The sequence below is a fragment of the Halomarina ordinaria genome, assembly GCF_030553305.1.
GTDB lineage: Archaea > Halobacteriota > Halobacteria > Halobacteriales > Haloarculaceae > Halomarina > Halomarina ordinaria.
Map to the genome: position 1 here is coordinate 1,684,934 of NZ_JARRAH010000001.1, position 22,986 is coordinate 1,707,919.

Below are 22,986 nucleotides of genomic sequence, written 5' to 3' on the forward strand. Positions count from 1 at the left end.
AGGGCGGTGGGATGGATTTACTACGCGAGCGTCGGTATCGTGGGGTGTGCTCGTCTGGGTCGCGGTGACGCTCGCGGCGGTGTTCGGTGCGCTCGGAGCCGTCGCCTGTCTGGTCGGACTGACCGGCACGCCCCTCGGTTACCCGGCGGCGCTCGCCCTCGGGGCGACGAGCTATCGCTGTTGGCGCTACGCCGACGCGCGCGTCGTCGAGGACGTCTACGGCGACATCGGCGTCGACCCGGACCCCGCGGACGACGGGGGGCGAACGCCGGGCGACGACTGGCACCGCGAGGGGTGGGACCACCGCGGCGAGTGGGCGACAGAGGGCGAGTGGACCGGCGACGACTGGACGTGGGCGGACGGGGAGTGGGCCCACGGCGAGTGGGCGGACCGGGAGGGGAGACGGGACGGCGCGTGGACGGAGGACGAGCGAGTCGGGCCGGGGCGACGGGTCGACCCCGACCGGGGGGCGGTAGCGCTCGACCGGGAGACCGCCGAGGCGTACCGCGTCCTCGGCGTCCCGCCGGAGGCGGACGCCGAGACGGTGCGCCGGGCCTACCGCGAGCGGGTGAAGGAGACGCACCCGGACGCCGGCGGGAGTCCCGAGGCGTTCAGGCGCGTCCGGTGGGCCTACGAGCGAGTCCGAGAGAGGAAGTCGGACCGAACGGCGAGGAGGGAGCCGGAAGCGCGACGCGAGTGAGCGCGAGACGGCGCGCGGACGGAGTCCTCCCGTGCGGTCCGTATGAGCCGCATTCTCACAATTCTCGACCGATATACTGCGGCGGAAACACTACCCTTTTCACTACGCTGTCGGTATGTCCCGCTAATGGGCCGACGTAAGAAAATCGTACAGGAATGTGAGAAGCTGATGGACAAGCCGGAGAACATCCGGAACATCGCCATCGCGGCTCACGTCGACCACGGGAAGACGACGCTCTCGGACAACCTCCTCGCGGGTGCGGGCATGATCTCTAACGAGACGGCCGGCCAGCAGCTCGCCATGGACACGGAGGACGACGAGCAGGAACGCGGGATCACCATCGACGCGGCGAACGTCTCGATGACCCACGAGTACGAGGGGAACAACCACCTCATCAACCTCATCGACACGCCGGGCCACGTCGACTTCGGTGGCGACGTGACCCGCGCGATGCGCGCCGTCGACGGTGCGCTCGTCGTGGTGGACGCCGTCGAGGGCGCGATGCCCCAGACGGAGACGGTGCTGCGCCAGGCGCTCCGCGAGGGCGTCAAGCCCGCGCTGTTCATCAACAAGGTCGACCGCCTCATCTCCGAACTGCAGGAGGGACCCCAGGAGATGCAAGAGCGCCTCCTGAGCGTCATCCGTGACGTCAACGAACTCATCCGCGGGATGACCGACGACATGGACGACATCAACGACGACTGGCGTGTCTCCGTCGAGGACGGGACCGTCGCGTTCGGGTCGGCCCTCTACAAGTGGGGCGTCTCCATGCCCTCGATGCAGGCGACCGGTATGGACTTCGGCGACATCATCGACATGGAGCGCAACGACCAGCGCCAGGAGCTCCACGAGGCGACGCCCCTCTCGAACGTCGTCCTCGACATGGTCTGTGAGCACTTCCCGGACCCCATCGACGCCCAGCCCCGTCGTATCCCGCGCATCTGGCGCGGCGACGCCGAGTCGGACCTCTCCGAGCAGATGCGTCTGGTCGACGACGACGGCGAGGTCGTCCTGATGGTCACCGACATCTCGATGGACCCCCACGCCGGTGAAATCGCCACGGGACGCGTCTTCTCCGGCACCATCGAGAAGGGTCAGGAGCTCTACGTCTCCGGTACCGCCGGCACGAACCGCGTCCAGTCCGTCGGCATCTTCATGGGCGGCGAGCGCGAGGAGGTCGGCCGCGTCCCCGCGGGGAACATCGCCGCCGTCACCGGCCTGCGCGACGCCATCGCCGGTTCGACCGTCTCCTCCATCGAGATGACCCCGTTCGAGTCCATCGAGCACATCTCCGAGCCGGTCATCACCAAGAGCGTGGAGGCCAAGAGCATGGACGACCTCCCGAAGCTCATCGAGACGCTCCGACAGGTCTCGAAGGAGGACCCCACCATCCGCATCGAGATCAACGAGGACACCGGCGAGCACCTCATCAGCGGACAGGGCGAACTCCACCTCGAGGTCATCACCCAGCGTATCGAGAGCAACCAGGGCATCCCCGTCATCACTGGCGAGCCCATCGTCGTCTTCCGCGAGCAGCCGACGCGCGCCGGCGACGTCGTCGAGGGCATCTCGCCGAACCGTCACAACCGGTTCTACATCAGCGTCGAACCGCTCAGCGAGGAACTCGTCGACACGCTCAAGCTCGGCGAGGCGACGATGGACATGCCGGAACTGGAACGCCGCGAGGCGCTCCAGGACGCCGGGATGGACAAGGACTCCTCTCAGAACGTCGAGCACATCTACGGGACGAACATCGTCATCGACGACACGAAGGGTATCCAGCACCTCAACGAGACGATGGAGCTGTTCATCGAGGGCCTCGAGGAGGCCCTCGACGACGGCCCACTCGCTGCGGAGCCGGTCCAGGGGGCGCTCGTCCGACTGCACGACGCGAAGCTCCACGAGGACGCCATCCACCGCGGTCCCGCGCAGGTCATCCCGGCGACCCGCGAGGCCGTCCACCGCGGCCTCATCGACGCCGAGGTCCGTCTGCTCGAACCCATCCAGAACGTGCGCATCGACGTGCCCAACGAGCACATGGGTGCGGCCTCGGGTGAGATTCAGGGTCGACGCGGCCGCGTCGACGACATGTTCCAGGAGGGCGACCTGATGGTCGTCGAGGGCGTCGCGCCCGTCTCCGAGATGCTCGGCTTCTCCAGCGACATCCGCAGCGCCACCGAGGGCCGCGCGTCGTGGAACACGGAGAACGCCGGCTTCCAGGTCATGGCCGACAACCTCCAGCCCGAGACCATCATGGAGATTCGCGAGCGCAAGGGGATGAAGACGGAACTGCCGCCGGCCATCGACTACCTCTAGGAAGCCCACCTTTTACTGCGCTCGCGTGGCGGCGACACGCTTCGCGGTCGCCGCTGGCTCGCCGGCAAACGCCGAAGCAAAAGCCCGCGACGCTCCCTGCGGTCGCACCTCGGCCCGTTCGCTCTTTCCGGTCGCTCGCGGCTGCTGCGTCGCCGCCGGATGGCTCGTCACTGTCTCGCCCGTACGTTTATAAAAGAGGGCGCGACCAGAGCCGGCGTGACGTGACTCACGTCGCGGGGCGCTCGCGGGTGTGCGACGCCACGCCCCGCGGACCCGTTCGCGGCGTCGCCTGTTCGCCATCCCCTGCTACGCCTCGAACCCGTCCTCCCACCGGAAGCGGCCGTTCCGCTGGACGACCTCGCCGTCGACCTCGAGGCGCGAGTCCTCGCTCACGTCGGTTATCATGTCGACGTGGACGGCCGACTCGTTGCCCGTCTCCCCCTCGGGAAGCGTCGAGTCGTAGGCCCGCCCGAGCGCCAGGTGGACGGTGTCGCCCATCTTCTCGTCGAAGAGGATGTTGTCGGTGAAGCGGTCGATACCGCGGTTCATCCCGATGCCCAGTTCGCCGAGCCGTCGCGCCCCCTCGTCGGTCGACAGGATGTCGGAGAGGACCGCCTCGTTGGACTCGGCCGCGTAGTCGACGACCTCGCCGTCCTCGAAGGTGAGGTGGACGTCCTGGACGCGCTTGCCGTGGAGCGTCATCGGGACGTCGAAGAACACCTTGCCCTCGGTGGCGTAGGGTGCGGTGAACACCTCGCCGGAGGGGAGGTTGTGGCTGTCGTAGTCGACGCTGGCGGCGCTGTTGACCGCCGTGCGACCCTCGACGGACATCGTGAGGTCGGTGTCCTCTTTCACGAGCCTTACCTCGCTCCCGTCGTCGAGGAGCTCCTTCATCCGGGCCATCTCGTCGGCCAGCGCCGCCCAGTCGCGGAGGATGGCGGCGTAGGCGAAGTCGCAGTACTCCCCGTAGGCCATGCCGGCCTGCTGAGCGAGCGAGCGCGTCGGGTGTTGCGTCGACACCCAGCGCGTGTCCATGCGTGCCTCGCGGACGGGGGTGCTCGCCGTCGCGTACGCCTGGCGTGCCTCGCCCGGGACGTCGGCGGTCGCACTGGTGTTGCGTCCACCGCCCAGCGAGAGGACGACGTCGGCGTGTTCGTACAGCGCGAGTTCGTGGTCGGGGGTCTCGAATTCGTCGCCGTGCGCGCGGAGGTACGCGCGCGTGAGTTCGCCGGAGTCGTAGGTCGTCACGACGTTCGCGCCGGCCTCGCCCAGTCGTTCGTACACCGCGGCGGCCAGTTCGTGAGCCTCCGGGCCGACCGAGACGACGACGTCGTCGCCGCGCTCGACGCGGGCGCTCCACTCGACGAGCACGCGGGCGTGCTCGCGGATGCGTTCGTCCATGTCGACGACTGGCGCGGGCGCGATAAAAGGGGAACCGGTACCGCGGGAGCGTCAGCCCTCGTAGATGAGGACGGTCGCGTCGTCGAGTTCGAGCACCGTGACCTCCTCGCCGCTCGCGGCGCGCTGTTCCTCGACGACGTCGACGGCGTCGGCCGTCAGGACGGCGACCTCGCCGCCGGCGTCGAGTTCGAGTTCGCCGTGGGTGTCGAGTTGTGCCTTCACTTCGGCGGGGTCGGCGGCCTCGAGTGCGCCGATGACCGCCCCCGCCCGGTCGCGGAACTCCGGCCCGATGGTGGCGTGGTCGGGGTCGACGCCGACCGGAACCATCTCGACGTTCGGCCGGCCGCTCTCGATGTAGACGGGGCCGTTGACGGCGCTCGCGAGGTCGTACGTGTCGAGCGCACGCTCGCCGTCGGCGAGGTAGACCTCGACGCGGTCGAGTTCCGTGTTGAGCGCCATCCCCTGCTCGGACTTCCAGCCGCGTATCTCGCTGGTGACGTCCGCGACGAGTCGGCCACGCGCCTCCGCGTCCTCGTCGTGCGCCTCCAGGTCGGGCCAGCGCGCGTTGTGAACGCTCCCTTCCGTCCCCGGGAGCGCCCGGTAGGCCTCCTCCGAGAGGAACGGCGCGAACGGCGAGAGCATCCGCAGTGAGGCCGACAGCACGGTGTAGAGCGCGTGGCGGGCGGCGTTGCGCTCGCCCGGCCGCCCCTCGTAGAGCCGGCCCTTGATGAGTTCGAGGTAGTCGTCGGCCAGGTCGTGCCAGACGAACTCGCGGAGTTCCCGGAGCGCCGCGTCGTAGCGGTACTCGTCCATGTGGGCGGCGACGTTCTCGGCGACGGTCGCAGCCCGCGAGAGGATCCACTCGTCGGCGTCGCGGTAGGCGGGGCTCTCGACGTCGGGCGTCCGCTCGTCGAAGTGCCCGGAGGCGAACTTCGTGATGTTCCACACCTTGGTGAGGAACCGCGAGGCGGACTTCACCTCCTTCCACTGGAACTGGACGTCGGTACCGGGCTGGCCACCGAGCGCGAGCGACTGCCGGAAGGCGTCGGCGGAGTGCTCCGCGACCGCCTCGTCCGGCGAGACGACGTTCCCGCGCGACTTCGACATCTTGCGGCCGTCCTCGCCGAAGACCATTCCGTTGATGAGTATCTCGTCCCAGGGACGTTCGTCCTCCAGTGCGGCGGTCCGGAGGAGGGTGTAGAACGCCCACGTGCGGATGATGTCGTGGCCCTGCGGGCGGAGCGCGACCGGCGAGAACTCCTCGTCCGGCCAGCCGCTGATGTACAGCGGGGAGATAGAGGAGTCCATCCACGTGTCCATGACGTCCGTCTCGCCGCGCCACGCGTCGCCCCCGCAGTCCGGGCAGGCCCCGACGGCCGGGTCGGTCTCGGTGGGGTCGAGCGGGAGGTCCGACTCCTCGGCGACGTGGACGTGTCCGCAGTCCTCGCAGAACCACGCGGGGATGGGCGTCGCGAAGACGCGCTGACGGGAGATGACCCAGTCCCAGTCCATCCCCTCGGTCCACTCCTCCAGGCGAGTGTACATGTGCTCGGGTACCCACTCGACCTCGCGAGCCTTCTCGAGTATCTCCTCCTGGTCGACGCGGACGAACCACTGTTCCTTCGAGAGGATTTCGATGGGGGTGTCACAGCGCCAGCAGACGCCGACCGACTGGGCGGTCGGTTCGCGGGCGCCGAGGACGCCCGCGTCCTCCAGGGCCGACGCGACGGCCTCCTTCCCCTCGCTGACGGTGAGGCCGGCGAACTCGCCGGCCGCCTCGTTCAGGTGGCCGTCCTCCGTGAGGACGGGCCGGAGGTCGAGGTCGTGTTCGGCCCACCACGTCACGTCCTGCTTGTCGCCGAAGGTACAGACCATGACCGCGCCGGTCCCGAACTCGCCGTCGACGTCGGCGTCGGCGAACAGGTCGACCTCCTGGCCGAACAGCGGCACCTCGAAGGTGTCGTCGAGGCGGTCGGCGTAGCGCTCGTCGTCGGGGTCGACCGCGATGCCGACGCAGGCGGCGAGCAGTTCCGGCCGGGTGGTGGCGATGTCGACGTCGTCGTTGCCGACGCCCTCGAACGTGATTTCGTAGAGCGTCCCCTCGCGGTCTTCCTTCTCGACTTCGGCGTCGGCGATGGCGGTCTCACAGCGCGGACACCAGTTGACCGGGTGTTCGTCGCGGTGGACGTAGTCGGCGGCGGCCATCCGGACGAACGACCGCTGGGTCTCCCCCCAGTACTCGGGGTCCATCGTCCGGAACTCGTGGTCCCAGTCGATGGAGAACCCGAGGAGGTCCATCGTCTCGTGCATCGAGTCGATCTGTTCTTCGGTGTACTCGATACACAGGTCGCGGAACTCCTCGCGAGAGACCTCCGTCCGGTGGATGTCGTGTATCTCCTCGACTTTCACCTCCGTCGGGAGGCCGTGGCAGTCCCACCCCTGCGGGAAGAGGACGTCCTCGCCCTGCAGGCGGTGGTAGCGGGCGGCGAAGTCGATGTAGGTCCACCCGAGGCCGTGACCGATGTGGAGGTTGCCGGTGGGGTACGGCGGCGGCGTGTCGATGACGTACTCGGGGCGGTCCTCGTCGTCACCGTCGAACGCGTAGACGTCGCTCTCGCGCCACTCGTCGCGCCACTTCTGCTCGATTCGGTCCGGGTCGTACTCGTCTGGTAGTCCTGTCATTGTCGCACTGGTGCGGTCGTCGAGCGGTGCTGGGGGAGAAGGAGCCTACACACGTACTACGGACGACCGATACATGGTCGGACCTATACGAGTCGGCGGGATAAATCTTCGCGTCCGGACGCGAGCGGCCCGGTCGCGGCGGTCGGCGTGCGAGTCGGGCGAGTCGAGAGGCAAGTGATTAGACGCCGCTCCGTGGAGTACGGTCAGTGATGGCGAAACGGAGCCCCACCGGGCGCGGCGCGCAGGTCCTCCGGCACGTGTTGCGCGAGGGACGGTACTACGGGAAGATCGCCCTCATCGGGGCGTTCACCGCCGGCGCGCGCGGCGGCACGCACGTCTACGACGAGGAGTGGGACGTGCTCGTCGTCCTCGACGCCTGCCGGCCCGACCTCATCGCGGCGGTCGAAGCCGACTACGGCTTCCTCGCAGACCCGCGCGTGGTACGCTCGATAGCGAGCTACTCGAAGTCCTGGATGCGCCGGACCTTCGGTTCGAAACACGCCGAGAGCGTCGCACGCACCGCCTACGTCACCGGGAACCCCTTCTCGGGGGAGGTGCTCGACGGCGACGCGTTCGCCCACTTCGACGAGGTGTGGCGCTACGCGTGGGACGACGAGGAGGGGACCGTCCTCCCGCGGCCCATCACGGACCGCGCCATCGAACACTACCGCGAACACGACCCCGAGCGGCTGGTCGTCCACTACATGCAACCGCACCACCCGTTCCTCGACGACGACACCGGGGGCTTCGACGAGGGGGCGTTCCCCGACCCGCGGACGGCCGACCCGTGGGACCAGGTGCGGAGGGGCCAGCGCGACCTCGCGGACGTCCTCGACGCCTACCGGGCGAACCTCCGATACGCGCTCGACGACGTACGTCTGCTCCTCGACAGCGTCGACGCCGAACGGGTGGTCGTCACCGCCGACCACGCCAACGCCGTCGGCGAGCGCGGCATCTACGGCCATCCCGCGTTCGCGGGCATCGACGCCGTCCGGGAGGTACCGTGGTACGTCACGAGCGCGCGCGACACCGGCGAGTACGAACCCGCCGTCCGCGAGACGGACGCCCAGGGGTACGACCCGGCCGACCAGCTCGAACAGCTGGGCTATCGCTGAGGGCGGAACCACAACCCCTTAGCGCCCGCTCGCGGACCCTCACCCATGCAACTGGGAGTCGTCGGCCTCGGTCGGATGGGTCGCATCGTCGCCGAACGGGTCATGGACGCCGGACACGACGTGGTCGCGTTCGACGTCGACGAGACGGCCGTCGCGGCGGCGGCCGACGCGGGGGCGACGCCCGCCGCGTCGCTCGCGGCGCTGGCGGACGAACTCGGCGAGGACAAGCGCATCTGGCTGATGGTCCCCGCGGGCGACATCGTGGACGCGACGCTCTCGGAACTCGAACCGCACCTCACGAGCGACGACGTCGTCGTCGACGGCGGGAACTCCCACTTCGAGGACTCGGTGCGGCGCGCCGAGTCGACGCCCGCGGCGTACCTCGACTGCGGCACGAGCGGCGGACCGGCCGGCGCCGACCTCGGCTTCTCGCTGATGGTCGGCGGCCCCGAGTGGGCCTACGAGGAACTGACGCCCGTCTTCGACGCCGTCGCGACCGGTCCCGACGGCCACGACCGGATGGGTCCCGCCGGGTCGGGCCACTACGTGAAGATGGTCCACAACGGCGTCGAGTACGCCCTCATGCAGACCTACGGCGAGGGGTTCGACCTGCTGGCGAACGGGCGCTACGACCTCGACCTCGAGGCCGTCGCTCGCACGTGGAACAACGGCGCCGTCATCCGGTCGTGGCTGCTCGAACTCTGCGAGGAGGCGTTCCGCGAGGAGGGGAGCGACCTGGGTACCGTCGCCGACCGCATCGAGGGCGGGTCGACCGGCACGTGGACGGTCCAGGAGGCGCTCGAACAGGAGGTGGCGATGCCGCTCGTCTACGCGGCGCTGGCGGAGCGCTTCGGCTCGCGGGCCGACGACGGCCGGTTCTCCCGGCGGCTGGCGAACCGCCTGCGCTACGGCTTCGGGCGTCACGAAGTCGTCCGCGAGGAGTGAGCAGGGGCGTACAGGCGACACGCGGGCGTTCGCGGGTGGCCGCGGACGCTCGTGTCGCACTCCGTCGAGGTGGTGGCCCCGCAGCGCGCCCGCGGGTGACGGTCAGCGCACGGGGGCACTGGTCCCGGCTTCGTACTCGAACTCGCGGCCGGGAGACGCCCGATAGTCCGATTATTGTTAACTAACGTTTATCATCGTCGTCGGCAAGTGGCGACTCGGAGAGGACTCATGCCAACCGTTAGCGAACTACAGGGGATGTACGAGTGGATGGTGACCGCTCGGCACTACGAGGAACGCCTCCAGGAGGAGTACCTGGAGGGGAAACAGCCGGCGTTCGACATCTCGGCGGGGCCGATACCCGGCGAGTTGCACCTGGCGGCGGGTCACGAGGCGGCCGCGGCGGGCGTCTGCGCACACCTGCGCGACGACGACGTCGTGACGGCGACGCACCGCCCCCACCACGTCGCCATCGCGAAGGGCGTCGACCTGAAGCGGATGACCGCCGAGATATTCGGCCGGCGGACCGGCCTCTGCAAGGGGAAGGGCGGCCACATGCACCTGTTCGACCCCGACGTGAACTTCGCGTGTAGCGGCATCATCGCGGAGGGCTGTCCGCCCGCAGTGGGAGCGGCGATGGCCGCGAAGAAACGGAACACCGACGGCGTGGCCGTCTCGTTCGTCGGCGAGGGGGCCATCGACCAGGGCGGGTTCCTCGAGTCGCTGAACCTCGCCGCGGTCCACGACCTGCCGGTCGTGTTCGTCATCGAGGACAACGACTGGGCCATCAGCATGCCGAAAGAGCGCGTAACGGACGTCTCGGACGGCTCCCAGCGCGCGGCGGGGTTCGACATGCCGGGCGTCCGTATCGACTACGACGACGCCGTCGCGGTCTTCGAGGCCGCGGAGGAGGCCGTCATGCGCGCCCGGGCGGGCAACGGCCCCTCGCTCGTCGAGGTCCAGGTCCACCGCCGGATGGGGCACTTCATGGGCGACGCCGAGGCCTACCGCCCGGAGGACGACGTCGAGCGCCACCAGCGACTCGACTCCGTCGAGCGACTCGCGGACGACCTGCGCTCCTCGGACGTGAGCGACGAGGAGCTGGCGGCGATACGCGAACGCGCCCACGAACGCGTCGAGGAGGCCATCGCGTGGGCGAAAGACCAGCCCGAGCCGGACCCGGCGGAGGTCACGGAGGACGTCTTCGTGGACGGGGGGCAGCGTCCGCGGGCGGCCGACGCGCCCGCCGGAGGTGACGACTGATGGCGCAGGCGGCCACCGAGCGGGAGTTGACGATGAGCCGCGCGATGGTCGAGGCCGTCGCGAGCGAGATGCGCGACGGCGACGAGGTGTTCGTCATGGGCGAGGACGTCGCCGACTACGGCGGCATCTTCGACTCGACGCAGGGGCTGCTGGCGGAGTTCGGCCGCGACCGGGTGATGGACGTCCCCATCAGCGAGACGGCGTTCATCGGGGCGGCCGTGGGGGCGGCCCAGCAGGGGATGCGCCCGATTGCCGAGCTGATGTTCGTCGACTTCTTCGGCGTCTGTATGGACCAGATCTACAACCAGATGGCGAAGAACACGTACATGAGCGGCGGGGCGGTTAACGTCCCGATGGTCCTCACGACCGCCGTCGGCGGGACGTACAACGACGCGGCCCAGCACTCCCAGACGCTCTACGGCACCTTCGCACATCTACCGGGGATGAAGGTGGTCGTCCCGTCGACGGCCTACGACGCCAAGGGACTGATGCACAGCGCCATCCGCGACGACGACCCGGTCGTCTACATGTTCCACAAGCGCCTGATGGGACTGGGCTGGATGCCCGCCCCTGAGGGGCCGAAGACGCCCGTCCCCGAGGAGGCGTACACCATCCCCTTCGGCGAGGCCGACGTGAAACGCGAGGGGAGCGACGCCACCGTCGTCACCCTCGGCCTGCACGTCCACCGGGCGCTCGAGGCGGCCGAGACGCTCGCCGAGGAGGGCGTCGAGGCGGAGGTCGTCGACCTGCGGACGCTCGTCCCGATGGACACCGAGACGGTCGTCGAGTCGGTCCGGAAGACCGGTCGGCTGGTCGTCGTCGACGAGGACTACCGCTCGTTCGGCCTCACCGGTGAGGTCGTCACGCGGGTCGCCGAGCGCGCCCTCGACGACCTGGAGGCGGTGCGTCGACTCGCCGTCCCGGACGTGCCGATTCCGTACGCCCGACCGCTCGAGGAGGCGGTCAATCCGGACACCGGGGCCATCGCCGAGGCGGTCCGCGAGACCGTCGAATGAGCCGGGACGAGGGTGAAGACGAGGCCGACCGGGTGGCGCTCGACTCGGGTGCGGTCTGGCCGGCGGACGCCGACGACGTCGAGGAGGCCGTCGTCGCCAACTGGTTCGTCCGCGAGGGCGGGCGCGTCGAGGCGGACGCCGTGGTCTGTGAGATACAGGTCGAGAAGGTGAGCATCGACGTTCCGTCCCCGGTGACGGGAACGCTCGCCGAGGTGCTGGTCGCGGAGAACGAGTCGTTCGCCCGCGGCGACCCGCTGGCGTACGTCACGCCGGCGTGACGGGAACGCGGTTCAGACGGTGAACCCGTTCGTCTCGCGCTCGGGGAGTTGCGTGACGTTCTCCGGGTCGACGTCGTCGAGCGAGCCGTCGGCGGTGGCGTCGAGACACGACAGCAGCGACTCGAACACCTGACGGACGCGGAACTCGCGGTCGCCGAGCGTGCCGGCGCTCAGTTCGTAGAGGACGCTCCCGCGCCCCTGCAGACCGTAGGCGTTGCGGGCGATGCCGGCGTAGGTACCGCCGGGGTAGCGCGTGACCGTCGAGCGGTCGAAGGCGGTGAGCGCCTCGGTCATCGTCCAGACGAGTCGCTTCGAGAGGTCCTGGGCCTCCTGGGGGACGTCCTCGTTGATGGGCCAGAACACCGAGGTGGTGACGAGTTCGCCGCCCCCGTCGTCGTCGCGCGACGGCGGGTACTCCCCACGCTCGTACGCCTCGCCGGGGTTCTCCGGGTCGAAGGTGGCGTCGGGGTCGACGCAGTAGGTCCCCTGGCGGTGGTAGTCGATAATCCAGTCGGGGTCGACCCTCTCGACGGCGTCGAGGAGCGCCTGCGCCTCGACGACGGGGTTGACCGGGTACTCCTCGGGGAGTGCCTGGTAGAGGTTGCTCTCGGTCCAGTCGTCCCAGTGATACCGGTTGACGTCCCAGCCGACTCCCTCCTCGCCGGCGGTGTAGAAACCGGTGTCGCCGCCGAAGATGCCGTCGTCGTCGCCGGCCGCGGGCGCGTGCGTGTCGACGTTGTAGCGCTGGCGCGCGACGAACCCGTCGGGGTTGGCGCGGGGGACGACGTGCAGGGTGAGGTTCTCGCGGATGGCCTCCGCGCTCGGGTCGCTCGCGACGAACTGCACCGCCGAGAGCAGTCCCTCGGCGGAGGAGACCATCTCGTCGCCGTGCTGCTGGCCGATGGCCATCACGTCGGTGCCGTCGTCGCCGGTGACGTTCCCGACGCTGACCGCCCAGATGGACCGGCGCTGGTTCGACCGGCCGATGCGCTTGAGGCGGACGTGCTCGGGGTACTCGCGACGGAGCGCACGCAGCACCGACTCGAGTTCGTCGTTGTCGAGGAGGTCGTCGTTCGAGAGGTAGTCGAGTGCGACGCGCTCGCGCGAGCGCCGGTCGCTGGAGGGCGACGCCCCGGCAGTCGAACTGCCGAGCGTGCCGGCGGCGAGGAGCCCACCGAGGGCCTTCAGAGTCGTTCGTCGGGTTAGTTCCATGTAGATGAGTCTCATTTTGCCCGTGTATTAAGTTTAATTCACTAAAGAGAGAAATGATATAATAATTCAGGATGCGGCCTGATAGGATGTCGAAGGTCGCGAACCGTGTCGCACGGACCGTTCACCGTCGGGCGGTGGGCCACGCCGGTCGGGACGCGCTCGACACTCGGTCGCTGTCCGGAGCGACGGCGCCGGCCTCGCGGTGGGTCTGCCTGCCGACGGATACGCGGGCGGCGTTGCGAACGCACACCCGGCGCGTACGCCGAATCTCGGTGGAATCACAACGCAATTAAGCACCTGTTCCCAATCGCTCAGCATGGTTGACGCACTGGGTATCGGGCTGGGGGCGCTCTTCACCCTCATCGCCGTCTCGCTACACTACACGAGGGGCACCGAGTGGACGCCGACGGAGGACATCTCCGAGGACGTCCTCGAACGGCGCGCGGCGAGCGTTCCGAAGACCGACTTCCCCGAGCCGATGAACCGCTCCATCGGGGGCGGCGGCGCCGCCGCCGGGGCCGTCGCCGCCGGCGAGGGGGAGGGCGAGCTCGAGGAGGGTGGCGCGGCGGCCGAGGGCGACGACGACCCCTCGGCCATCCCCGACGACGAGGCGGAGGTGTTCGAGATCGAGTACACGAAGGAGGGCCAGACCATCGAGGTCAAGGAGAACGAGACCCTCCTCGAGGCGGGCGAGGACGAGGGCTGGGACCTCCCCTACGCCTGCCGTCAGGGGCAGTGCATCTCCTGTTCCGGCCACATCGCCGACGGCGGGCACAGCGAGGACTACGTCACGCACCACACCAACGAGATGCTCGGCGACGAGGAGATGTCCGAGGGCTACACGCTCACCTGCGTGGCCTACCCCACCACCGACTTCACCCTCGAAACCGGCGAGAGCCCCTAGACGAACCGACGCCCGACCCGCGACCCACCCCTGTTCCTCCGTCGACCGACCGTTCGAGGGCCGGCGACGCGGCAGTCGCCCGCACTTCACGTTTCCGCTCCGAACTGCGCCGGGTTCAGCACCGCTCGCCCGAACGCGAGCGAGCGGCGTGCTACGTTCGTGACACGGGCGCGAGCGAACCAGCGCACTCAAATGGTCGCCCTCGCTGAGTGTCGAGGGTGAGCCCCGCACGCGACTCGATAACCGAGGGGGGACTGGCCCGCCCCCTGTTCACCCTCGCGTGGCCCATCGTCGTCACCGAACTCCTCCAGGTGGCGTACAACGTCGCCGACACCCTCTGGCTCGGCCAGCTCTCGGCGGCGGCGGTGGCGGCCATGAGCATCGCCTTCCCGCTCATCTTCCTCTTTCTCTCCATCGGCGGCGGGTTCACCGTCGCCGGGAGCATCCTCGTCGCGCAGTACACCGGTGCCGACAGCGACGACGACGCGGGGAAGATAGCCGGTCAGACCCTCTCGTTCATCACCCTGCTGGCGGTGGCCATCGCCGTCGTCGGCTACCTCGCGACGGGGCCGTTACTGGCGCTCATACCCACGGACCCGGAGACGGCGGTGGACGTCGTCCCGCTCGCCGAGGAGTACATGCGCGTGTTCTTCCTCGGGACGCCGTTCATGTTCGGGTTCTTCGTCTTCTCCGCGCTCATGCGCGGGTACGGCGACACTCGCACCCCGATGCGCGTCATGTTCCTCTCGGTGGCGCTCAACGTCGCGCTCGACCCCGTGTTCATCTTCGGGTTCGAGGCCAACCCGCTGTTCGGCGTCCTCGGCCTCGCAGGCGTAGAGGCGGCGCTGTTCGAGGCGACGGGCTTCGCCGGGATGGGCGTCGCGGGCGCGGCGCTCGCCACCCTCCTCTCGCGGCTGGTCGCCATGGGCGTCGGCTTCTACCTCATCCTCGCGACCGGCGCCGGCCCGGCCGTCTCGCTCGGCCACCTCCGCCCCGACCTCGACGCCATCCGGAAGATAGTCCGCATCGGCGTGCCGAGCGCGCTCGAACAGTCCACCAGCGCGCTGGCGATGATAACCCTCACCGTCATGGTCGCGACGTTTCCGACGGCGACCGTCGCCGCCTACGGCCTCGGTAACCGCCTCGTCTCGCTCGTCTTCCTCCCCGCGATGGGCCTCGGCCGGGCGACCGACACCATGGTCGGGCAGAACCTCGGCGCCGGCAAGGACGGCCGCGCGGAACGGGCCGTCCACCTCGCCGCTGGCACCGGCGCGGGGGTGATGCTCGTCGTCGCCGGCCTGGCGTTCGTCGCCGCCGAACCCGTCGTGAACGTCTTCATCGGCGAACGCACCCCCGAGGCGCTCCGCACCATCGACCTCGGCGCCGAGTACCTCCGCATCCGCACCGTCGAGTTCGCCTTCATCGGCGTCCTCCAGGTCCTCCTCGGGGCGTACCGGGGGGCGGGCAAGACCCGGACGGCGCTCGCGTTCTCGATGGTGGCGCTGTGGCTGGGGCGCGTCCCGACCGTCTACTATCTCGCGTTCGTCGCCGACATGGGCGCGACCGGCATCTGGATCGGCATGGCCCTCGGCAACGTCGTCGGCGCCGTCGCCGCCGGCGCGTGGTTCCTCCGCGGGACGTGGAAACAGCGAGTCGTCGACGTGGACGTGCCCTCGCGACCGGAGGCGGTCGGAGACGGCGAGGACTGACGCCCCGTGAGCCTCGTCCGGCAGCACCGAGGGGTGGAGCGAACCCACAGCGACGAGAAGAGCCGGAAGATACGAAAAGAGCCCGACGGGGGTGGATGAACACGAAGCGTTCGCACCCTCTTTCGAATCCCGCCAGCAGTCGCTTTTCACTGCTCACTGTCGTTCGCAGGGAGAACGAGGGCCCGACGGGAGTGAGCGAACGCGAAGCGTTCGCGAACTACGTCGGGCGAGGAGCGGAGCGCGAAGCGCTCCGTGACGAGCCCGACGGGATTTGAACCCGCGACATCTTGGTCCGGAACCAAGCACTCTGTCCACTGAGCTACAGGCTCTCGTCACATCGTACCCCACACTGCGGTATAACGGTTGTGTGTTCGTCCGATCGGTGACCGAACTGGCAGAACGAGACGGCGCAGTCCGTGGGCTACTCCCCGACCGCGTCGTGTTCGAAGTCGTGGAGCATCTCGTCGGTCCCCGCGACGACGACCGTGTCGTCCAGGCGGATGGTGGTGGTCTCGTCCGTGTGGAGCGCCCCGTTCCGTTCGACGCCGACGAGGACACGCCCGCTCCCGGAGCGGTCGTCGGCGTCGGCGAGCGATTCGTCGGCGAAGTTCTCCCCATCGACGCGGATGAATCGGACCTGACCGACGGGGTGGACGACCGACTCGCGGTGGACCTCCGTGGCGAGCGTCCGGGCGGTCGTGCGCTGCTCCGAGAGGGCGTAGTCGGCCCCCGCGTCGAACGCCTTCGGGACGTTCTCGGCGTCCGAGACCCGAACCAGTATCTCGATGTCGTCGGTCAGCGACCGGCCGATAGCGGTGGTCAACAGCGCGTCGTCGTCGTCGTCGAGGGCGACGACGAGCGCCGTGGCGTCCTCGAGACCCGCCTCGCGGAGCGTGGCCGCCTCGCTCGCGTCGCCGACGACGTCCGCGTCGGGACCGTCCTCGACGTCGACCGTCACCACGTCGACCTCGTCGGGGAATCGCTCGACTGCGGTGCTGCCGGCCTGGCCGACGCCGGCGACGACGACGCTCGTGTGCCGGCGGGGGGAGCGGACGCCGGCGACACCTTCGTCGGCCGATTCGAGCGACGACGCCGGACCGACGACGACCAGCACCGCGTCGGGGGTCAGGCGGTCGGTCGGCCGCGGCGGGAGGCGCAACTCCCCGTCGACCCAGGCGGCGACGAGCGTGAGTTCGGGGGCGGCCGCGACGGCGGTCTCGCCGACCCGCGTGCCGTCGAGCGCGCCGCCACGTCTGACGACCAGTTCCCTGACGACGGTGTCGTCGTCGAAGCCGTCGACGGACGGTGCGAGGTCGAACGTCGTCGTCGCCTTCTCGGCCAGGCGCCGGCCGATGAGCGCCGAGGGACAGACCACGCGGTCGGCGCCGATGCGTTCGAGGGCCTCGCGCCGACGCTGGGTCTCCGTGAGACAGAGGAGTCGGGCCTCGTCGTTCAGTCGGCGGGCCGTCAACAGCACGCTCGCGTTGCGGTCGCCGGCGTCGCTGACGACGAACGCCGCCTTCCCGACGGAGGCGCGCTCCAGCGTCTCCGTCCGCGTCGGGTCGCCGTCGATGGCCTGGTAGTCGCGGTTCGACAGGTCGATGGCCTCCTGTTTGTCCGAGTTGACGAGGACGTACTCGATGCCGGACTCCTCGAGTTCGTCGAGGAGCACGTCCTTCCCCCGGCCGTACTCACAGACGACGACGTGGCCGTCCTTCGACGTCAGTCGGTCGTCGAGGACGACCGGTGCGCGCTCGAACAGCGGGATGATGAGGATGCGCAGGGTGACGAGGCCGATGACGATACCGGAGAGCTGGTACGAGACGACGAGCGCGTTCATCCAGGGGCTCCCCCACGGTGCGTCGGAGCCGTACCCGGTGGTGGTCATCGTCGCGACGACGGTGTTGAGCGCCTGAAAGAAGGTCCGGTCGGTTCCCTCCAGCGTGCGCATCCCGTACTGGTAGACCAGCGCGTAGCAGACGAGCAGGGTGGCCAGCGCCGCGCCGAACGTCACGACCTTGCGCTGGCGGCCCGAGAGGTCGCCGAGCGACTCGACCGACCGGAGGTGCCGCAACTGCTGTTCGAGCGGGTCGTACGGTTTTCCCGGACTCATCGCATGGTGGGTTCACTCGAAGGCGGACGAAGAGTCCACCGGTGGCGCGACTCGACCCGTCTGAGCCGGTCGGTCACGGCGACGCGCTACGCCGGACTCGGCGTCCGGACGTACGACAGGTACGCCGTGAGGTCGGTGGTCGACAGCATCCCGATGACGACGTCCTCGTCGTCGACGACTGGCATGTGGTGGACGCCACGTTCGATCATGGCGTCGGCCGCCTCGCGGATGGGCACCTGCGCCGTCAGGGTGGTGACGTCCGTCGACATGTAGCGCGAGACGGTCGTCCGTGCCTTCGGGCGGCTCTCGGCGACGATGTGCACGAAGTCGGTGGAGGTGAGGATGCCCACGAGGTGGCCCGCCTCGTCGGTGACGACGACCGAACCGATGCCGTTGTCGAGCATGACGCTGGCCGCGTCCGCGACGAGCGTGTCGGCGGAGACGGTGTACGGCGGCGAGGACATGAGCTGGGCAACGAAGATGTCGTCCATGGACGGTGATGTCGCGGCACTCACATAGTGGTTCCTACAGGGGTTTTTACGATAGTCGCGTGGCGGGGAGCCGCAGCAGTCGACCGGACACCCGGGGGCGGGGCGGGTCGAGACGGTGCCGGGTCGGCCGCTCGAACCGGAAGTAGTCTCACGCCCGGTAATTCACCGATTTCGAATCGATACGAGCGGCCGACACTCCCATACGAGTCCGATTGCTATACTCATAGTCTCGTGATAGTCAGAGGGCTATGTGTATTGACGAACCCGTCATGCGGGTCTACTCGTCAGAGTCAGGTAACACGATACGTCTGGATGGCGATAGGAGCGCGGAGATGGGCCGCGTTCGCCGTCGACGTCGTGGCTGGCACACATGAGACGGCGCAAGTTCCTGCTTTCGGTGGGAGCGGTCGGGTCGATGGGCGTCACCGGCCGCCGCATCGCCCACCCCGAGCGGACGCTCAACGTAAAGCTGTGGTTCAGCGACCGCGCGGCCGCCTACTCGGGGCTGTGGTCGCGCGTCGAGGGCTACCTGCGGCGGGCCTTCGAGGACGCGCACGGCGACGCCGTCGTGGAGTACGGTGGAACCGTCTCGGTCACGTCCGAACGGGCCTACGACCTCGTCGTCGAGGGGGAGTGGCCCCGCCGCCTCGTCGAGGGAGCCGCCGGCGTCGGACCGGTCGACCCCTGCGACGACGTGAACCTCCTCGTCACCGACGAACCGATGACCGAGTGGCCCACCGGCGCGGGCATCCCGCACGTCGCGGCCGTCGGCGGGGCCGCGGAACTGGCCGGCCTCCCGCCCGTCGGGGAGACCGAACCGGTCGTCTCGCGCACGTGGGGGACCTACGCCCTCCAGGTGCTCCTCCACGAGTGCGGCCACACCATCGGGCTGGACCACGACCACGGGTCGATGCGCACCGTGGCCGACGGCCTCGTCGTCAGCCCGATGGTCAGCGGCTACCCCTGGGAGACCGAGTCGGTCAAGTCGGAGCACTTCGACTACGACGCGAGCGTCTGCGGCTGTCGGTACGTCGAACCCGAGGGCCGCGACCCGCGACTGCTCCTGCAGTTCGACGACTGCGAGGCCGAGCGCATCCGCGACTACCGCGGCGGCGTCACGCCGTGGTGAGCGAGGGGGCGACGTCGTTCGCGAACGCCTCGCGTTCGCTCACCCCCGTCGTACTCACTCCTCGTCGTCCGAGACGGCGCCCTCCTCCCACCCCTCGGTGTACACCCGCTCGTCGGGCGCGCCGAGGTCCGCCAGCCGCTCTCTCGTGTCGACGACCATCTGGGGGACGCCACAGACGTAGAAGTCCCGTTCCTCGACGTCGACGTACTCCTCGACGTGCTCCTGGACGTGGCCGGTCGGGCCGTCCCACTCGTAGCCGCTGTCCGACAGCGAGTAGACCACCGTGAGGTTCTCGTGCTCCGCTTCGAGCTGTTCGAGCGTCTCGCGGTAGATGACCGACTCCTGGTCCTTCTCCCCGAAGAAGAAGTGGACGTCGCCCGTCCCCTCCCGGAGGTACTGCTTGAGCAACGCGAACGTCGGCGTGATGCCCGTGCCGGTGGCGACGAAGGCGACGTCGGCGTCCGGGTCGCGCAGCGTGAGGTTCCCCTCCAGCGACCCGATGGTCACCTCGTCGCCGACCCGACGCTGGTGCATGTACGCCGAGGCGGTGCCGTCGTCGTACACCTTGATGGCGAGCGTGATGGCGTCGGTACCGGGGAGGCTCGTGGGCGTGTACGGCCTGACCACCTCCTCGCCCTCGTGGTCGAACTGGACGGTCGTGTGCTGGCCCGGTTCGTGGTCGAACTCGTGGCCCTCGACGCGCAGGCGGAACTGTTTGACGCGGGGCGTCAGGTCGTGAATCGCCTCGACGGTCGCCGTATGTGTCATGAGGGCGGTACGACCCCGCGCCGGGAGTAGTTCTCCCAGCAGGGCCATGTCGCCGCTACCCACACGGTCATGTCGGGTCGTGAGGACCGCGCGACCCCGGGTCGGTCACGGAGACAAGGGGAGCCTCAAACGGTCACAGGTTCTCCCCCTGGTAGCTCCCCTCGTACGTCCCCTCGTGGTCCGCGCGCGCGAGGACGAGTTGCGCGACGCGCGCGCCCCGTTCGAGGTCGACGGGGTGATGGACCTGCAACAACCCCTCTCCCTTCCCCTCGTACCCCGCGTCCCAGACCGCCGTGTTGAGCATACAGGAGTTACGCATGAGCGACGAGCGGGGGTAGATGAACCCGACGTGGTCCTCGGGGATGCCGACCGTCTCCGCGTAGCGAAGCACGTATCCCCCAGGTTCGAGGCGGAACACGTCCGTGTCCGGTCCCTCCCGGGGGTCACACTCCTCGCGGTCGCCGACGGTCTTTCCCTCGCGCGCGATGCGCCCGCGCGAGACCTGTTCGAGGACGGTCCCCAGCGTGAGGTCGAGACCGTTCGGCTGGACTTGGTCGGACGAAACCGGCGAGCAGTGCTCCGCGACGAACGCGCCGCTTCGGTACATGTCGACTCCTGCGGCCAGTGGTCGAAAGACGCTTTCTACTGGCGGCGACGGGTGCGTCGCCGACGACGCGAACCGGCCGGGCGCGGGCGGGGCGAACGCTCGTCCAGTTTCGGGTCGAGGGACCGCTCGCGTACTCGCCGGTGCTCCCGGGGACGAAGCCGGAAACCGGGCGACGGAACCGTCCTCATCGTTCGTGGACGTTTCCTCACCGTGAGGGGGTCGAAACTGGCGAATATCGTGGTTTGAGGCGGTCCTAGCGCAACACTGACCGAACACGCGGGATTTATATCTTCAGGCGAGCGACCTTCGAGTGATATGGGACAGACGCTCGCTGAGAAGATTCTGGCCGACCACCTCGTCGAGGGAGAACTCGAGACCGGCGAGGAGATCGGGATAGAGATAGACCAGGTGCTCACGCAGGACACGACGGGGACGCTCGTCTGGCTGCAGTTCGAGGCCCTCGGCCTCGACGAGGTCCAGACGGAACTCGCCGCCCAGTACTGTGACCACCAGACCTACCAGTTCGACTTCAAGAACACGGACGACCACCGCTTCCTCCGCTCTGCGGCCGGGACCTTCGGCGCTCACTTCTCCCGCCCGGGCAACGGTATCTGCCACAACGTCCACAAGGAGAACTTCGCCGCGCCCGGCAAGACGCTCCTCGGGTCGGACTCCCACACGCCGACGCCGGGCGGCCTCGGCCAGCTCGCCATCGGTTCGGGGGGACTGGACGTCGCCGTCGCGATGGGCGGCGGCGCCTACTACATCGAGATGCCGGAGGTCGTCAACGTCCGTCTGGAGGGTGAGCTCCCCGAGTGGGCCACCGCGAAGGACGTCATCCTCGAGATGCTGCGTCGCCTCTCCGTGAAGGGCGGCGTCGGCAAGATATTCGAGTACACCGGGCCGGGCGTCGAGACGCTCTCGGTCCCCGAGCGCACCACCATCACGAACATGGGGACGGAACTCGGTGCGACCTCCTCGCTCTTCCCGACCGACGAGAAGACGAAGGACTACCTCGAGCGCCAGGGCCGCGGCGACCAGTACGTCGAGCTCCAGCCCGACGACGACGCCGAGTACGCCGACGAGATCGTCGTCGACCTCTCGGACCTCGAACCGCTCATCGCGACGCCGTCGATGCCCGACAACGTCGTGCCCGTCCGCGAGGTCGCCGGCCAGTCCGTCGACCAGGTCATGATCGGCTCCTGTACGAACGGCGGCTACGAGGACATCCTCCCCGGCGCGAAGATGCTCGAGGGCCGCGAGGTCGACAAGAAGACCGACATGATCGTCGCCCCCGGCTCCAAGCAGGCCTCGGAACTGCTCGCCCGCGAGGGCTGGGTCGCGGAACTGATGGCCGCCGGCGTCAACTTCTCGGAGGCAACCTGCGGGGCCTGCATCGGCATCGGCCACGTCCCCGCCTCCGACTCCGTCAGCCTGCGCACCTTCAACCGTAACTTCGAGGGCCGCTCCGGCATCGAGGACGACAACGTCTACCTCTGCTCGCCGGAGGTGGCCACCGCGGCCGCCATCAAGGGCGAGATCATCGACCCGCGCGACCTCGCCGAGGAACTCGGCGACCTGGAGGCGCCCGGCACGGAACTGCCCGACGCCTACAGCGGCTCGAAGGTCGACCTCATCGCGCCCGACGAGGCCGTCGACGACGGCCTCGTGAAGGGGCCGAACATCGGCGACGTTCCCCTCAAGGACCCCCTCGAGGCGACCCTCGCCGGCCCCGCCCTCCTGAAGATGGAGGACAACATCACGACCGACCACATCATCCCGGCGACGCAGGACATCCTGATGTACCGGTCGAACATCCCGAAGCTGAGCGAGTTCACCCTCTCGCGCGTCGACGAGAACTTCGCCCAGCGCGCGCTCGACGCCGACGGCGGCTTCCTCGTCGCCGGCGAGAACTACGGGCAGGGGTCCTCGCGTGAGCACGCGGCGCTGTGCCCGATGTACCTCGGCGTGCAGGGCGTCCTCGCCCAGAGCTTCGCCCGCATCCACAAGGCGAACCTGTTCAACTTCGGCCTCCTCCCGCTGGTCATCGACGAGGAGACGTACGAGCGAATCGAGGAGGGCGACGACATCGAGGTCGTCGACGACGTCAGCGAGGCCGTCACCTCCGGCCAGGAGGAGTTCACGGTCCGCGTGAACGACGACTGGGAGTTCACGGCCGAACTCGACGCCTCCGCGCGCGAGCGCGACATCCTCGCCGCCGGCGGGAAGCTCTCGCTCACGAAGCAGCAGTACGAGGACTCCTCGGGCGGCGCGGCCCCCGCGGACGACTGAAGCGACCGTTCACCAACGACCTTTTTTTGTGGTCGCTTGCGAGCGACA

Annotated in this window: 18 protein-coding genes and 1 tRNA gene; 11 read left to right on the forward strand and 8 right to left on the reverse strand. The window is 69.0% G+C overall.

Translation table 11 applies throughout. The features are described 5' to 3' along the window. Positions 1-46 precede the first annotated feature (46 nt). Positions 47-700, forward strand: coding sequence for a J domain-containing protein (locus tag P1Y20_RS09180; RefSeq protein ID WP_304448365.1), 654 nt, complete (start codon positions 47-49; stop codon positions 698-700). Positions 701-826: 126 nt separating this feature from the next. After that, on the forward strand, positions 827-3,016 hold the full coding sequence (locus P1Y20_RS09185) for an elongation factor EF-2 (RefSeq protein ID WP_304448366.1): 2,190 nt from the start codon (positions 827-829) through the stop codon (positions 3,014-3,016). Between the two features lie 306 nt (positions 3,017-3,322). Here the strand turns inward: P1Y20_RS09185 and P1Y20_RS09190 are convergent, their stop codons facing one another. Further along, entirely contained in the window at positions 3,323-4,417 is a 1,095-nt protein-coding gene (locus P1Y20_RS09190; RefSeq protein ID WP_304448367.1) for an aminopeptidase, read from the reverse strand. Between the two features lie 51 nt (positions 4,418-4,468). Then, positions 4,469-7,099, reverse strand: a complete 2,631-nt coding sequence (locus P1Y20_RS09195) for a valine--tRNA ligase (RefSeq protein WP_304448368.1) — start codon at positions 7,097-7,099, stop codon at positions 4,469-4,471. A gap of 209 nt (positions 7,100-7,308) precedes the next feature. Here P1Y20_RS09195 and P1Y20_RS09200 point away from each other — a divergent pair, with 209 nt between their 5' ends. The 5 genes from P1Y20_RS09200 (at position 7,309) to P1Y20_RS09220 (ending at position 11,713) form a co-directional block, all read left to right on the forward strand. Beyond that, positions 7,309-8,214 carry an alkaline phosphatase family protein gene (locus P1Y20_RS09200; RefSeq protein ID WP_304448369.1) on the forward strand — a complete coding sequence of 302 codons (906 nt, stop codon included), beginning with the start codon at positions 7,309-7,311 and terminating at the stop codon, positions 8,212-8,214. Positions 8,215-8,259: 45 nt separating this feature from the next. Then, a complete protein-coding gene (gene gnd / locus P1Y20_RS09205) occupies positions 8,260-9,159 on the forward strand; it encodes a phosphogluconate dehydrogenase (NAD(+)-dependent, decarboxylating) (protein WP_304448370.1) in 900 nt (299 codons plus the stop codon). Positions 9,160-9,414: 255 nt separating this feature from the next. Beyond that, the gene (locus tag P1Y20_RS09210; protein ID WP_368662167.1) at positions 9,415-10,419 is read left to right on the forward strand and encodes a thiamine pyrophosphate-dependent dehydrogenase E1 component subunit alpha; all 1,005 of its coding nucleotides are present in this window, start codon (positions 9,415-9,417) and stop codon (positions 10,417-10,419) included. Continuing rightward, positions 10,419-11,435, forward strand: a complete 1,017-nt coding sequence (locus tag P1Y20_RS09215; protein ID WP_304448372.1) for an alpha-ketoacid dehydrogenase subunit beta — start codon at positions 10,419-10,421, stop codon at positions 11,433-11,435. Before P1Y20_RS09210 ends, P1Y20_RS09215 begins: the two co-directional genes overlap by 1 nt. After that, positions 11,432-11,713, forward strand: a complete 282-nt coding sequence (locus P1Y20_RS09220) for a lipoyl domain-containing protein (RefSeq protein ID WP_304448373.1) — start codon at positions 11,432-11,434, stop codon at positions 11,711-11,713. The genes P1Y20_RS09215 and P1Y20_RS09220 overlap by 4 nt, the downstream gene beginning before the upstream one ends. Positions 11,714-11,725: 12 nt before the next feature. On the opposite strand, the gene P1Y20_RS09225 is transcribed toward P1Y20_RS09220, so the two are convergent. Continuing rightward, positions 11,726-12,925 carry a M14 family zinc carboxypeptidase gene (locus P1Y20_RS09225; RefSeq protein WP_304448374.1) on the reverse strand — a complete coding sequence of 400 codons (1,200 nt, stop codon included), beginning with the start codon at positions 12,923-12,925 and terminating at the stop codon, positions 11,726-11,728. Between the two features lie 316 nt (positions 12,926-13,241). Between P1Y20_RS09225 and P1Y20_RS09230 the strand changes: the two genes are divergently transcribed. Then, positions 13,242-13,829, forward strand: coding sequence for a 2Fe-2S iron-sulfur cluster-binding protein (locus tag P1Y20_RS09230; protein WP_304448375.1), 588 nt, complete (start codon positions 13,242-13,244; stop codon positions 13,827-13,829). Positions 13,830-14,047: 218 nt separating this feature from the next. Beyond that, positions 14,048-15,538, forward strand: a complete 1,491-nt coding sequence (locus P1Y20_RS09235; RefSeq protein ID WP_304448376.1) for an MATE family efflux transporter — start codon at positions 14,048-14,050, stop codon at positions 15,536-15,538. A gap of 256 nt (positions 15,539-15,794) precedes the next feature. Here P1Y20_RS09235 and P1Y20_RS09240 read toward each other — a convergent pair. The 3 genes from P1Y20_RS09240 to P1Y20_RS09250 form a co-directional block, all read right to left on the reverse strand. After that, positions 15,795-15,867 (reverse strand) — tRNA-Arg (locus P1Y20_RS09240). 92 nt (positions 15,868-15,959) lie between these two features. After that, on the reverse strand, positions 15,960-17,651 hold the full coding sequence (locus P1Y20_RS09245; RefSeq protein WP_304448377.1) for an NAD-binding protein: 1,692 nt from the start codon (positions 17,649-17,651) through the stop codon (positions 15,960-15,962). Between the two features lie 86 nt (positions 17,652-17,737). Then, complete coding sequence (locus tag P1Y20_RS09250) at positions 17,738-18,142, reverse strand: CBS domain-containing protein (RefSeq protein ID WP_304448378.1); 405 nt, start codon at positions 18,140-18,142, stop codon at positions 17,738-17,740. Positions 18,143-18,512: 370 nt separating this feature from the next. On the opposite strand from P1Y20_RS09250, the gene P1Y20_RS09255 reads away from it, so the two are divergent. Beyond that, the gene (locus P1Y20_RS09255) at positions 18,513-19,271 is read left to right on the forward strand and encodes a zinc metalloprotease (protein ID WP_304448379.1); all 759 of its coding nucleotides are present in this window, start codon (positions 18,513-18,515) and stop codon (positions 19,269-19,271) included. A 54-nt stretch (positions 19,272-19,325) separates the two neighbouring features. Here the strand turns inward: P1Y20_RS09255 and P1Y20_RS09260 are convergent, their stop codons facing one another. Next, on the reverse strand, positions 19,326-20,039 hold the full coding sequence (locus tag P1Y20_RS09260; RefSeq protein ID WP_304448380.1) for a ferredoxin--NADP reductase: 714 nt from the start codon (positions 20,037-20,039) through the stop codon (positions 19,326-19,328). Between the two features lie 133 nt (positions 20,040-20,172). Then, the gene (locus P1Y20_RS09265; protein WP_304448381.1) at positions 20,173-20,646 is read right to left on the reverse strand and encodes a deoxyuridine 5'-triphosphate nucleotidohydrolase; all 474 of its coding nucleotides are present in this window, start codon (positions 20,644-20,646) and stop codon (positions 20,173-20,175) included. Positions 20,647-20,961: 315 nt separating this feature from the next. Between P1Y20_RS09265 and P1Y20_RS09270 the strand changes: the two genes are divergently transcribed. After that, positions 20,962-22,938, forward strand: coding sequence for an aconitate hydratase (locus P1Y20_RS09270; RefSeq protein WP_304448382.1), 1,977 nt, complete (start codon positions 20,962-20,964; stop codon positions 22,936-22,938). The last annotated feature ends 48 nt before the right edge of the window (positions 22,939-22,986 follow it).

Excerpts from the sequence above, each read along its gene's own strand:
- P1Y20_RS09245 (WP_304448377.1), bottom strand. The coding sequence starts at position 17,651 with ATGAGTCCGGGAAAACCGTACGACCCGCTCGAACAGCAGTTGCGGCAC.
- P1Y20_RS09230 (WP_304448375.1), top strand. The coding sequence starts at position 13,242 with ATGGTTGACGCACTGGGTATCGGGCTGGGGGCGCTCTTCACCCTCATC.
- P1Y20_RS09255 (WP_304448379.1), top strand. The coding sequence starts at position 18,513 with ATGAGACGGCGCAAGTTCCTGCTTTCGGTGGGAGCGGTCGGGTCGATG.
- P1Y20_RS09210 (WP_368662167.1), top strand. The coding sequence starts at position 9,415 with ATGTACGAGTGGATGGTGACCGCTCGGCACTACGAGGAACGCCTCCAG.
- P1Y20_RS09225 (WP_304448374.1), bottom strand. The coding sequence starts at position 12,925 with ATGGAACTAACCCGACGAACGACTCTGAAGGCCCTCGGTGGGCTCCTC.
- P1Y20_RS09195 (WP_304448368.1), bottom strand. The coding sequence starts at position 7,099 with ATGACAGGACTACCAGACGAGTACGACCCGGACCGAATCGAGCAGAAG.
- P1Y20_RS09185 (WP_304448366.1), top strand. The coding sequence starts at position 827 with ATGGGCCGACGTAAGAAAATCGTACAGGAATGTGAGAAGCTGATGGAC.
- P1Y20_RS09220 (WP_304448373.1), top strand. The coding sequence starts at position 11,432 with ATGAGCCGGGACGAGGGTGAAGACGAGGCCGACCGGGTGGCGCTCGAC.
- P1Y20_RS09200 (WP_304448369.1), top strand. The coding sequence starts at position 7,309 with ATGGCGAAACGGAGCCCCACCGGGCGCGGCGCGCAGGTCCTCCGGCAC.
- P1Y20_RS09215 (WP_304448372.1), top strand. The coding sequence starts at position 10,419 with ATGGCGCAGGCGGCCACCGAGCGGGAGTTGACGATGAGCCGCGCGATG.
- P1Y20_RS09250 (WP_304448378.1), bottom strand. The coding sequence starts at position 18,142 with ATGGACGACATCTTCGTTGCCCAGCTCATGTCCTCGCCGCCGTACACC.
- P1Y20_RS09270 (WP_304448382.1), top strand. The coding sequence starts at position 20,962 with ATGGGACAGACGCTCGCTGAGAAGATTCTGGCCGACCACCTCGTCGAG.
- P1Y20_RS09265 (WP_304448381.1), bottom strand. The coding sequence starts at position 20,646 with ATGTACCGAAGCGGCGCGTTCGTCGCGGAGCACTGCTCGCCGGTTTCG.
- P1Y20_RS09260 (WP_304448380.1), bottom strand. The coding sequence starts at position 20,039 with ATGACACATACGGCGACCGTCGAGGCGATTCACGACCTGACGCCCCGC.
- gnd (WP_304448370.1), top strand. The coding sequence starts at position 8,260 with ATGCAACTGGGAGTCGTCGGCCTCGGTCGGATGGGTCGCATCGTCGCC.
- P1Y20_RS09190 (WP_304448367.1), bottom strand. The coding sequence starts at position 4,417 with ATGGACGAACGCATCCGCGAGCACGCCCGCGTGCTCGTCGAGTGGAGC.